The sequence below is a fragment of the Streptomyces sp. NPDC002838 genome (assembly GCF_040295365.1).
In the GTDB taxonomy this organism is placed as follows: domain Bacteria; phylum Actinomycetota; class Actinomycetes; order Streptomycetales; family Streptomycetaceae; genus Streptomyces.
In genome coordinates this window covers 1-12,219 of record NZ_JBEOVF010000042.1, presented here as the reverse complement: position 1 = coordinate 12,219, position 12,219 = coordinate 1, and the positions used below count along the sequence as shown (strand labels likewise).

The 12,219-nt window shown below is 68.9% G+C and carries 9 protein-coding genes; 6 read left to right on the top strand and 3 right to left on the bottom strand.

The features are described from left to right. Positions 1-9 precede the first annotated feature (9 nt). Positions 10-1,485 (top strand): FAD-dependent oxidoreductase, encoded by a 1,476-nt coding sequence (locus ABT063_RS37995; protein WP_351065140.1) that lies wholly within the window; start codon positions 10-12, stop codon positions 1,483-1,485. A gap of 526 nt (positions 1,486-2,011) precedes the next feature. Here ABT063_RS37995 and ABT063_RS37985 read toward each other — a convergent pair. Further along, on the bottom strand, positions 2,012-2,941 hold the full coding sequence (locus ABT063_RS37985) for an AraC-like ligand-binding domain-containing protein (protein WP_351065035.1): 930 nt from the start codon (positions 2,939-2,941) through the stop codon (positions 2,012-2,014). Between the two features lie 1,205 nt (positions 2,942-4,146). Between ABT063_RS37985 and ABT063_RS37980 the strand changes: the two genes are divergently transcribed. The 3 genes from ABT063_RS37980 to ABT063_RS37970 all read left to right on the top strand — a co-directional run bounded on the left by ABT063_RS37980 (position 4,147) and on the right by ABT063_RS37970 (position 6,326). Then, positions 4,147-4,671, top strand: a complete 525-nt coding sequence (locus ABT063_RS37980; protein ID WP_351065033.1) for a peptidase inhibitor family I36 protein — start codon at positions 4,147-4,149, stop codon at positions 4,669-4,671. A 60-nt stretch (positions 4,672-4,731) separates the two neighbouring features. Further along, the gene (locus ABT063_RS37975) at positions 4,732-5,658 is read left to right on the top strand and encodes a hypothetical protein (protein ID WP_351065032.1); all 927 of its coding nucleotides are present in this window, start codon (positions 4,732-4,734) and stop codon (positions 5,656-5,658) included. A gap of 254 nt (positions 5,659-5,912) precedes the next feature. Further along, entirely contained in the window at positions 5,913-6,326 is a 414-nt protein-coding gene (locus ABT063_RS37970; RefSeq protein WP_351065030.1) for a hypothetical protein, read from the top strand. A gap of 80 nt (positions 6,327-6,406) precedes the next feature. On the opposite strand, the gene ABT063_RS37965 is transcribed toward ABT063_RS37970, so the two are convergent. After that, a complete protein-coding gene (locus tag ABT063_RS37965) occupies positions 6,407-8,626 on the bottom strand; it encodes a WD40/YVTN/BNR-like repeat-containing protein (RefSeq protein WP_351065028.1) in 2,220 nt (739 codons plus the stop codon). A gap of 189 nt (positions 8,627-8,815) precedes the next feature. On the opposite strand from ABT063_RS37965, the gene htpG reads away from it, so the two are divergent. Together htpG and ABT063_RS37955 are read left to right on the top strand one after the other, a co-directional pair. Beyond that, a complete protein-coding gene (htpG, locus tag ABT063_RS37960; protein ID WP_351065026.1) occupies positions 8,816-10,714 on the top strand; it encodes a molecular chaperone HtpG in 1,899 nt (632 codons plus the stop codon). 250 nt (positions 10,715-10,964) lie between these two features. Continuing rightward, positions 10,965-11,636, top strand: a complete 672-nt coding sequence (locus ABT063_RS37955) for a lytic polysaccharide monooxygenase auxiliary activity family 9 protein (protein ID WP_351065024.1) — start codon at positions 10,965-10,967, stop codon at positions 11,634-11,636. Here ABT063_RS37955 and ABT063_RS37950 read toward each other — a convergent pair. Beyond that, a partial coding sequence (locus ABT063_RS37950) for a hypothetical protein (protein WP_351065022.1) occupies positions 11,541-12,219 on the bottom strand: 679 nt, incomplete at its 5' end. The two genes, ABT063_RS37955 and ABT063_RS37950, sit on opposite strands and share 96 nt — an antisense overlap.

Below are 12,219 nucleotides of genomic sequence, written 5' to 3'. Positions count from 1 at the left end.
TCGAAGGACATGGAGGAGTACGACGTCATCGTCGTCGGAGGCGGTCCGGCCGGGGCGACCGTCTCGGCGGCGGTCGCCCTGAAGGGTCACCGTGTCCTCCTCGTCGAGCGGCACACGTTCCCGAGATACCAGATCGGCGAGTCGCTGCTCCCCTCCACCGTGCACGGCGTGTGCCGCATCCTGGGCGTCGAGGACGAGGTCGCCGCGGCGGGCTTCAAGCCGAAGCGCGGCGGAACCTTCCGCTGGGGACGCGGCCGGGACCCGTGGCAGTTCTCGTTCGCGCTGTCGCCCCGGCTGGCCGATCCGACCTCGTTCGCCTACCAGGTCGAGCGGTCCCGGTTCGACGCGATCCTCCTGGACAACGCCCGCCGGGTCGGCGTCGATGTACGGGAGGGCTGCCGGGTCACCGGCGTGCTCGCCGACGAGGAGCGGGTCCGCGGCGTCCGCTGGACCGGCCCCGACGGAGAGACCCGCGAGGCCGGGGCCCGGTACGTCGTGGACGCCTCCGGCAACGGCAGCAGGATCCACTCGCACGTCGGCGGGAAGCGGACGTACTCCGACTTCTTCCGGAACATGGCGGTCTTCGGCTACTTCGCCGGAGGCGAGCGGCTTCCCGCGCCGAACGACGGCAACATCTTCTGCGCCGCCTTCGACGAGGGCTGGATCTGGTACATCCCGCTGCGGGACGACCTGACGAGCGTCGGCGCGGTGGTGAGCCAGGACAACGCCGCGGCGATCCAGCGGGACCCGGCGGCCGCCTGGCGCCGCCTGATCGAAGCCTGTCCCGAGGTCCGGGACCTCCTCGGGGGAGTCCCCCGGGCGACCGAGGCGCCGTACGACGAGGTCCGGGTCCGCAGGGACTGGTCGTACTGGAAGTCCCGGCTGTGGCGGCCCGGCATGGTGCTGGTCGGTGACGCGGCCTGCTTCGTCGATCCGGTGCTGTCCTCCGGCGTGCACCTCGCCACCTACGGCGCCCTCCTCGCCGCGCGGTCGATCAACAGCGGTCTCGCGGGAGTGCTGGACGAGGGCCGCCTGTTCGACGAGTTCGAGGCCCGTTACCGGCACGAATACGGCCTGTTCTACGAGTTCCTGGTCTCCTTCTACGACCTGCACCAGGACGAGCGGTCGTACTTCTGGAAGGCGCGCAAGATCACCAACGTCGGCGCGACCGAACTCGAGGCGTTCGTCGAGCTGGTGGGCGGCCTGGCGTCCGGCGACGCGTCGCTCACCGGGCCCGGGGCCGCGGGCGCGCACCTGACCGCCGCCTCCTCCGACTTCGACCGGGCCGTGGGCCGTCTTCCCGGCTCCGACGGGCTGCGCAACCCGCTCATGGAGTCCGCCACCGTACGCCAGGTGTTCCAGGAAGGCGCGATCCTGCAGGAACGGGGCATGTTCGGCGGACCCCTGGAGGAGGAGCAACCCGTGCGGGCCGGAGGCCTGGTGGCCTCTGAGGACGGCCTTGCCTGGGTGGATCCGGGCCGGTGATCCCCCCCCCGAGACAGGGAAGCCGGCGGGTGGTCAGCCGATGTGCGGACACTGGCAGGCGGTGTAGCGGCCGGAGGGCGTCCGCGTGAGTCCGGGGCGTTCCCGGGCACAGCGTTCGCGGGCGTAAGGACATCGGGTGCGGAACGCGCAACCCGGTCGGCTTGTCCACCGGGTTGGGCACTTCCCCGGTGAGGACGATGCGTTCCCGGCGCGGTACGTCCGCCACGGGGGTGCCGTCGTCGATGTCCGGGACCGCGGACAGCAGCGCCCGCGTGCCCGGATGGGCGGGGGCGTCGTACAGCGCTTCGGTCTCGGCGAGTCCGACGATCTCGCCGAGGTACATGACGGCGATCCGATCCGACACGTGACGGACCACGCCGAGGTCATGGGCGAACCATTCGACGCGCGTGCTGTTCCCTCAAGCGCAGAGATCGACGGTCGCTGGCCAGCGCCTGAGCGGCCCCGCAGCCCAGCTCGGGTGGCCAGTCTGCGGACCCTCTCTCGAAGCGATCCACACCCCGGCCACTTAGCCGTCCTGTTGCCCGCGGCGTAGGTCGCTGACGGTTTCGCCGAACTCCCGTTTCAACGCCCTGCCGAGGTGCTTGGTGTCGAGCACTCCCCACCGTGCCGCGATCGCGGCCGTGGAGCGGTCTGCGAAGGCGGGGTCAAGCAGGTCTCGGCGGATCCGTAGCAGGCGTTCGTGCCGGACCCAGGCGGCGAAGGTCAGGTCACTGCCTCTGAAAAGCGCATGGAGGTGGCGGACCGAGATGTGGTGCCGACGTGCGACTCGTTCCGCACCGAGCAGGGGGTCGCCAAGGTGGGCCAGTACATAGACGCGGATACGATCGACAAGGTCGCTGGCGACGGAGGCCCGCTCGGGAGTGGTGTCGACGAAAGCGGCGAGCAGGAGCGCGGTGAGCGCGTCGGCCAGATACGTGCGCGCCACACCCTGACGGGGGAGGTCCTCGTCCATCCCGGACAGTGCGCAGCGGAGGAGCCTGCCGATACCGTCCTGAGCGGATATGGGGAGTGCCGTGCGCCGGCCTATGGAGTCCGCCTGCTTGCCGAGACTCGCACGGGGAACACAGAGCACGGTCATATCGCTGGGCTCGGCACCGATGATCCGGTAGGGCCGGGTGTTGTCACAGGCGAACAGTTCACCCGGTTTCAGTGCGGTGGTCCGATCGTCCTGGGTCACCGCGACCGGGCCGCAGCGGTGCAGCGTGAGGTGCATCCACTCCACGTCGGTGGAGGTGATGCTACGGGTGTCCCGTGTCACCGTCGCGGCAGCGGCTTGGATGCGGGCCACAATCACTGACCCGATGGCTACGTGGTCGACCACGGCCTGGAACGCCGGTGGGCCAGGATCCGTGACCCGCAGCGAACCGAACAAGGACGAGATCGCTGCCTCGAACGACTCTGTTCCACTTAAACGGAAACCCTTGCTCTCCGTCATGCCGGTGCACCCCCAGCTGCCCCCGCTCGCACGGGCACTCTACTGCCGCGTTGTGCACGAACTGGCGAGCCCCGATGCACGCAATGGTCCCAGGAAGTCGGGGATCGCACCTACGGTCATCGACCGGGGCAACCACGCATGAACACCGAAGGCTTCGAGCCTCCGAAGCCTGCAACCACGGGGGAAAGTATGCGACGCGCGATCCTGCCCACGGCTGTCCTCGCCGTGTTGGCCGTCGGGTGTTCGCGCTTCGTACGCCAAGCCCGCTCTCGCGCTGCGGCCAACCGGTCCGGACGTCTGCGGCAACCCGCATCAGCACTTCAGGAGAGGAACGAGATGGGAAAGATCCTCCGCGGCCCGCCATTGTGCATCAAGGGCTTGCACTTCGACGGCGACCGCCGTGCCGAGGCGTCCGCGGTGGCGTTCGCCCGTAGTGCGTTGCTTGCAACCAGTCGCGCGCAGAGCTGAAAATGTGGGTGGAGGCCATCGAAGACCTGGCCGGCATCTCGCCCTTGCTTGTTTGTGGTGCTGGTTCCGGTGCGGTTCGGCCGTCCGATGCGGCGAGCAGGCCGATGGCGCCGACCACGTCACGCGGTGACGTAGCGACTTGCGGCTTGTGGTCCAAGATTGCCTGTTGGGCCGCGGTGAGCTGAAGGACTCTGACCTCCCAATCGACTTTGACGATCAGTATGGCGCCAATGCGCACGACTGCGTCCTTGGTTGGCTGAAGGGAAGTGAGGACCGGTCCCACGTTCTGCATCATGGTCGCGGTGATGGTCGCGTCCTCGGCCAGAACAAGCGTTGGTCAGCGATGTGTGCGGCAGTCAAGGCACCGCGCGCCGCTTGACCGGACCCAGGTCCACCACCGATCGGTCCGCGCCCCGTAACTCCATCCCGTGCGCTGAGCTGCCGCCCGCGCCAGCTGGCCCGCGCTGACCAGTGAAGCAAGGCCTAGGGAAGGTTCCTGCCCACATTCACGTCACACCGTGTGAACGACGGGCCTCCTGGCATCGAGGCGAATCGCGCGCCCGGTACCTGCACAGGCCGGCCGCGTGGACAACCAGCAATCGGTGCCGGACACCGCAGCGCGTCGGCGGCAGGAAGTACGCACGGCCGTCGCCAAAAGCCGAGTGCGCCCGCACCGGCGTCCTTGCCGCCACCGCCCTCAGCCACGACCGGCACCACCACACAACAAAGGAGAACCAGTGATCAAGAACAGACTCGCCACCGCTGTGGCGGCCGTGGGCGTCGCCGCCCTGACCTTAACCGCCATACCCGGCGCCGCGCAGGCGTCCGACCTCGACCGGGAGTTCTCGTCGCCGGTTGCCGCCGAGGCCGCCGCTGCGGATCCCGGGCAGAGGAGCGGCTCGTCCGATGTGTCGCCGCAGGCCTGGACCGACTGTCCGCAGACGTACTTCTGCGTCTGGGTCGACGGCAACTACCAAGGGCCCAGGGGCCAGTTCCGCGACACCAATCCCGATTGGGGCAGCTTCTACCAGTCCGCTTGTCAGTCGGGCACCTGGTCCAATTGCGCCTCGTCGGGCTTCAACAACGGCACGAGCGGCATGGGCGTCGTTGTCTGGGATGAACCGGGTCACTACGTCCATTCACGCTGCCTCCCGAAGGGCTGGCGCCACCCCTACTTCACCCAGGTGTACTGGGGCAACAGCTCGGCGAACATCAACGACAAGATCTCCAGCAACGAGTGGAGCTGGAACTGCCACTACTGAACAGTCCCGACCGGCGAACAGATGACTGGCAGGCTGATCATGAACCACCCTTCGCCACGGATGACCGTCCGTGAAACGGCAACCGTTCTCTCCGTGATCGCGTTGGCCGCAGTCCTGATCTGCGTCGCCGGATGCGCCGCGGGCCCGGCTTCCCGGCCGGACCCCGCGGCGCCCTCGGCGCGGACACTCGAGCGCGCGGCCGCCGTACTCACCAACGACGCCACCACGCTGCGGCAGCGCTGGCGGCTGTTCAACGCCCAGCAACTGCTGGATCAGCGGTGCATGCGGAAACTGGGCCTGCGGTACCTGATCACGAGCGCGGGCCCGGAGCCGCCGTCCGGAGTCACCACGGCCGACGTGCTCGGATCCGGCTCATCGCCCGGCTACGGGGTGCCCCTCAAGAAGGGCGGCGGAGTCTCGGGCGAACCCGCGCAGGACCAGTACGTGCGTTCCCTGCCCTCCGCCGAACAGGACCGCTACGTCACCGCTCTCAACGGGCCGGCCGACCAGGCGGCCCCCCTGACACTGCCCAGTGGCGACAAGGGGTCCTACGCCACCGGCGGCTGCACGGCCCGGACACAGGCCCACCTGTACGGCAGTGTTCGCGCCGCGTTCGAAGACGTCCTCGTACCGCAGGACGTGAACGAACTCTTCAACAGCTACCTGGCCCACGACCGGCAGTATCAGACGGCACTTGGCCGGTGGCAGCGGTGCATGGTGACGGACGGAAGAAAGGCGCAGACCCCCGCGGCCTTGATCCAGTCGCTGAAGGCCAAGGCCGCCCAAGGAATGAGCCCCGCCTCACTCGACCGCCACCAGCGCGCGGCCGCCACGGCGGACCGGCGCTGCGACGCCAAGAGCGGCCTGCGCGCCACGCTCGCGGCCCGGCGTGAAGCCTTCCTGCGGCAGCAGCCCCAAACGACGCTGTCGCGGCTTGAGGGCGTGTGGCAGCTCAGGCAGCAGGCGCTCCGGCGAGCAGCCTTGTAGAGGGTGTTCGGCCCGGCCGAGAAGCGACGATGAATCCCGGCGGGGCCGAACCTGCCCGAATCCTGCGGCGCCCGTACTGTGCCCGTTCGGCGAGTGCGGCGGTGCCGAGCGCAAGGCAGCCGGAGGGCATCGGGCAACCGGCGAGGCCGCTGCGTCATTCGGCCGGTTTGATCAGCTGGCCGACATGGGGCGACACAGCGACTCCCGCTGGGCCTGCGGCTGTGGCGGACGGGCCGTGGTGGCGTTGGCGCAGGGTGAGGTTTTCGGAGGCATGGTGGCCGCGACAGCTGCTCGACGCCGACGTCCCGAGGACCTCGAACCCATGCGGGAGGCCCTGGCCGCGCACCTGTCCGCGCGCACTCCCCGGGAGGAACAGGCCGCCGACAGCGCGTTCCACCGGAGCATCTGCGGCCACCCACAATCCGCAGATCGCCCTGCTCAGCCGGGAGCTGCTGACCCCGATCGGCCTCGGCTTCCCGATCGAGCCGTGGGGCAAGGGCGAGCGGTCCCACTTCCATCGGGCCGGTGAGGGGCACGCGGCCCTGTACGAGGCCATCGCGGCGGGCGAGCCCGAGCGAGCGGAGGAGATCGCCCGGGACCCCTTCTTGATCAGTGCCGACATGATCCGCGACGTACTGGCCCGCGTGCGGGCCGCGGAACCGTCCTGAGGGCCGCAGACCGCTTCGGTTCGCGGAACAGCCGCCCGGCACTGGTCGGCGCCGGGCGGCTGCGTGGTACTCGACACGACTCAGACAGTGGTCAGTTCGTAGAAGCCCCTGCCGAACGTAGCGGCCACCAGACGGTGGTGTCCCGCGTCGTACTCGATGTCGTCGACCGGCACCTGCGGCATGCCGCGTCCGAGGCGCAGCCAGCGGCCGCCGCCCGTGAGGCTGGTGAACACGCCCTGGTCGGTGGCGAGGTACAGCAGGCCGCCCCGCGCGACGACCAGGTCGTTGACGGGCGCCGCCGGGAGGTTGCCCGACAGGTTCCGCCAGTGCCTGCCTCCGTCGGTGCTGCCGTAGACGTGGGGGAGGGGGGAGCCGGAGCGGTAGGCCGAGTGGGTGGTCCAGACCCGGTTCGGGTTCTTCGGGTCCACCACCACGCGGGTCACCCAGGGGCGTCCCTCGGCCAGCTTCGTCCAGGTCGCCCCGAGGTTCCTGGTGACCCAGACGCGGCCGTCGTCCGTGCCGGCGTACACGGTGCGTCCGTCGCCCGCCGGGGCGATCGAGGTGATGGTGCCGTAGTTCGCGTAGAGCGGGTCGGAGCCGGGCCCGCCGGACAGGTCGGGGCTGATGGCCTGCCAGGTATCGCCGCCGTCCGTGGAGCGGTTGACGACCTCGGAGCCGTAGTAGAGGACCTTCGGATCGCGCGGGTCGAACTCCATCGGCGTGAACCAGTTGCGGCGCTGATACGTCGTCCGGTCGGCGAAGTAGGTGAGCGTGTCGCCGCCGTCGGTGGAGCGGAAACAGTTGCCGTACTGGTAGCAGGCGAAGACGTTGTTCACGTCGGTCGGGTTGATCAGGTTCTCCTCGCCGTCGCCGCCGAGGTACTCGTTGAACTTCTCCCCGCCCCAGGAGCGCAGCGAGCCGTTGTCCTGGGCGCCGCCGGAGACGCGGGTGGTGTCCTGCGGGCTGATCGCCGCGCTGTAGAGCTGGGTGTACGGCTGGTGGCGGGACTTGACCCAGCCGCCGTCGCCGCCGGAGTCGGAGCGGTAGACGCCGCCGTCGTTGCCGAGGTAGACCCGGCCGGGGCGGCGCGGGTCCCACACCATGGCGTGGTGGTCGACGTGCATGCTCGTGTCGTCGGCCGTCCAGGTGCCGCCGCCGTCCTTCGTGGTCAGCAGGGCGACCCCGGCCACGTGCACGTGCTCGGTGTCCCGGGGGTCGATCCACACCTTGCCGAACCACCAGCCGAAGCTGGACTGCGAGGCGGTGAGGGCCTGGTTGTCCGGTGTGCGGGTCCAGTTGTCGCCGCCGTCGGTGGAGCCGTAGAAGCCCTCGAAGGAGCCGCCCGCCTTGTTCACGATCGCGTAGAGCCGGTCGCCGGCGACGCCCAGGCCGATGCGTCCCACGTCCGCGCCCTGCGCGGGCAGGCCGCCGCCGAGCCGTTGCCAGGACTCGCCGCCGTCCGTGGAGCGGAAGACGCCGGAGCCCACACCGCCGTACGTCCGCAGATCGGGGCGGCGGCGTTTGTCCCACAGCACCGCGTACATGCGGTCGCCGTCCAGCACGATCTCGGTGGCGCCGGTGAACTCGTTGGCGCCGGCGAGGATCCGCTCCCAGGTGGCGCCGCCGTCCTCCGAGCGGTACACGCCCCGGTCGCCGCCGCCGTTGTACAGCGATCCGGCCGCGGCGACATAGATACGGCGGGGGTTGGCGGGGTCGATGGTGATGGCGCTGATCGCGCCGGAGTCGCGCAGGCCGATCGGCGTCCAGGTCCGGCCCCCGTCCTTGCTGCGGTACATCCCCGTGCCCTCGTACGTGATGCTCCCGCCGCCCGGATTGGGCTCACCGGTGCCCACGTACAGGGTGCCGTCCGGTGCCGTGGCGACCGCGCCCATGGCCTGCGTGAAGCTGTCGGGCCACACCGAGTGGAACGTGCCCCCGGCGTCGGTGCTGCGCCACAGCCCGCCGCTCGCGGCCGCCGCGTAGAGGGTGTCGGCGCGCTTCGGGTCGAGCGCGAGGGAGACGATCCGGCCGCCGATGTTGGTGGGGCCGACGCCCTTCCAGCGACCGCCGACGGTGGGCAGTTCCCGGGCCTGCGCCGCCGCGAGATCGTGAGCGTGGCGGGGGATCGACTCTCCCGGCACGGTCTTCTGGAGGTAGCGGTACTCCGCCGGCGCGGACGGCCCGCGCACCGGACGGTACACGTCCGTCGGTGGGGGAGGCGGTGCGGCGGCCGCCGGTGCCGTGAGGAGCGCGGCACCCGTGACTGCGGCGAGAACCAGCGAAAGCAGACCTCTGCCCATGAAAACCCCGTAACCCTTCCGTCACCCTGGCCACTTCGGACGCAACGACGGTACGCGAGAGGGGAGTTGAGCAGAAGAGGACCGCCAGCCGCTTCCGGAAGCCGGTGACTCCGCCCCGACTTGGTGTTTTACAGTGACTGGGCGCCATTTCCGGCGACGACTCAGGGACCTGTGAGGTACACGCGAACCATGTCGACCGAAACGTTTGAGTTCCAAGTAGAGGCCCGTCAGCTCCTGCAGCTGATGATCCACTCGGTCTACTCGAACAAGGATGTCTTCCTGCGCGAGCTCGTCTCCAACGCCTCCGACGCGCTGGACAAGCTGCGTCTCGCGGCGCTGAGGGACGACACGCTCGACGCCGATGTGTCCGACCTGCACGTCGAGATCGAGATCGACAAGAACGCCCGCACCCTCACCGTGCGGGACAACGGCATCGGGATGTCGTACGACGAGGTCGGGCAACTCATCGGCACCATCGCCAACTCGGGCACGGCCAAGTTCCTGAAGGAACTGCGGGAGGCCCAGGAGGCGGGCGGAGCCGAGGGGCTCATCGGCCAGTTCGGCGTCGGCTTCTACGCCGGCTTCATGGTGGCCGACGAGGTGACCCTGGTGACCAGGCGCGCCGGGGAGAGCCAGGGCACCCGCTGGACGTCACGCGGTGAGGGCACGTACACGCTGGAGAGGGCCGACGACGCGCCGCAGGGCACCGCCGTCACGCTGCACCTCAAGCCGGCGGACCCCGAGAACCAGCTCCACGACTACACCTCGGCCTGGAAGATCAAGGAGATCGTCAAGCGGTACTCGGACTTCATCACCTGGCCGATCCGGCTCGTCCCGGAATCGGGCGACGGGGACACCGCATCCGAACCCGAGACGCTGAACTCGATGAAGGCCCTGTGGGCGCGCTCGCGCGAGGAGGTGTCCGACGACGAGTACCACGAGCTGTACAAGCACATCGGCCACGACTGGCGCGAGCCGCTGGAGACGATCCGCCTCCAGGCGGAGGGCACCTTCGAGTACCAGGCGCTGCTGTTCGTCCCGTCGCACGCGCCGCACGACCTGTTCACGCAGGGCGGCCGGCGCGGGGTGCAGCTGTATGTGAAGCGTGTCTTCATCATGGACGACTGCGAGGCGCTGCTGCCGCCGTACCTCCGCTTCGTCAAGGGAGTCGTCGACGCGCAGGACCTCTCGCTCAACGTGTCCCGCGAGATCCTCCAGCAGGATCGCCACATCCGGATGATGCAGCGCCGGCTGACCAAGAAGGTCCTGTCCACGGTCAAGGACATGATGACGTCCGCCCCGGACCGCTACACCACGTTCTGGCGGGAGTTCGGCGCCGTCCTGAAGGAGGGACTGGTCACCGACACCGAGAACCGCGACGCCCTCCTCGCCGTCTCGTCGTTCGCGACCACGCACGGCGACGACGAGCCGACCACGCTGAAGCAGTACGTGGAGCGGATGAAGGACGGCCAGGACGACATCTACTACCTCACCGGCGAGTCCCGGCAGAGCATCGAGAACTCCCCGCACATGGAGGCGTTCCGGGCCAAGGGCATCGAGGTTCTGCTGCTCACCGACTCCGTCGACGAGGTGTGGGTCGACGCCGTGGGCGAGTACGAGGGCAAGCGGCTGCGGTCCGTCGCCAAGGGTGAGATCGACCTCGGCACCGAGGGGGACGAGAAGGCCGACGGCGAGCGGGAGAAGCAGACCGAGGAGTATGCGGGGCTGCTCGGCTGGATGAAGGAGCACCTGGACGAGGACATCAAGGACGTGCGCCTGTCGTCGCGTCTCACCGTCTCCCCGGCCTGCGTCGTCTCGGACGCGCACGACCTCACCCCGGCGCTCGAGAACATGTACCGCGCGATGGGCCAGGAGGTGCCGCGCGCCAAGCGGATCCTCGAACTCAACCCCGACCATCTGCTGGTGAAGGGCCTGAACCAGGCGTACAAGGAAAGCGAGGACCGCACGCGGCTCACCGAGACCGCCGAACTGCTCCACGGCCTGGCGGTCCTGGCCGAGGGCGGTCAGCCCAAGGAACCCGCACGGTTCGTCAAGCTGGTGGCCGAGCGCCTGGAGCGCACGCTGTAGCCGCGACAGGCGCGCGGTAGAGCGACGATTCGGGGCGCCCGCTCGTTCAGGGCGCCCCGACCCCTTGTACCGACGACAGCGGGCACACGTCGAACGAGTCGAACGCGCCAACGGGGTCCCGAAAGTGGCGCAATCGAGTGTTGCAGCCCTGTTTCGGGGGGCGCAGGTTGGAAGTGCGGGAGCGCTCCCATGCGCGACTCGCACCCAACCCGTACCCGCCGTCTCGGTAGGCAGGAGACCGTGATTTGTCATGAGCAGATCAAATAGGACCAAGGGGGTCCGCCCTCGCCCGACACTCGCTCTGAGCGTGCTCGCCGCAGTGCTGCTCTGCCTGATCCCCTGGAGCGGCACCGCTGCCGCCCACGGCTCGGTCGTCGACCCGGCATCCCGCAACTACGGCTGCTGGCTCCGATGGGGATCCGACTTCCAGAATCCGGCCATGGCGCAGGAAGACCCCATGTGCTGGCAGGCGTGGCAGGACAACCCGAACGCCATGTGGAACTGGAACGGGCTGTACCGCAACGGCTCCGGCGGCAACTTCGAGGCGGTCGTCCCCGACGGGCAGCTGTGCAGCGGCGGCCGGACGGAAGGTGGCCGGTACAACTCCCTGGACGCCGTGGGCTCCTGGAAGACGACGGACGTCGGCAGCGACTTCACCGTGCGCCTGTACGACCAGGCCAGCCATGGCGCCGACTACTTCCTCGTCTATGTCACCCGCCAGGGCTTCGATCCCGCAACCCAGCCACTGACCTGGGACGACCTCCAGCTGGTCGCCAGGACCGGCCATTACGCCCCCAGCCAGAACTACTCGATCGACGTGAGCACGTCAGGCCTCAGTGGCCGCCATGTCGTCTACACGATCTGGCAGGCGTCGCACATGGACCAGACCTACTTCCTGTGCAGCGACGTGAACTTCCGCTGAGCCATCGCTGCCGTCGGCGGAAAAACCGCAAACCTGCACACCGTTCACCGATAAGTCGAGGAGAACCTGAACGGTAGTCACAGTTGTGCCGCCGCCCGGCGTTTTGGTGGGGGAGTGTCCGTCTTGGAAACCTCTTGGCAACGCCTGAAGGTGCAGCGTGGCGGCAATTAACGTGAAGGAGTTGGTGAATTCGGTGACCGCGGTTTCACACTCGTGAAGCGAAATGCCGGAACACCCTCCGCATCGACGGCGGGCGACTGGCCGTCTCCTCTTCGACGTGCTTCGATCCTGCGCATGGCGCGAGCCGCCCGGAACGGGTTCCCGTTTCGGGAATCGGGCGAAGACCGCCGTAGAGAATTTCTTATGCGAAAGGAACCGCGCGTCATGAACTTCATTCCTCAGGTGGAAACGGCCGAGATGTCCGACGTCGACCTCGACAACGTCTCCGGAGGTATGGCGGGCGGCGGCTCCGGCGGTCTCCTTCTCGACCACGTTCGACGTCGCCGTCAACCAGTCGCTGGCCGTGCTGAGCCGTGCCGGCGCCTCGGACGCCGAACCGCGCTCCGTGCTCCGGCTCGCATGC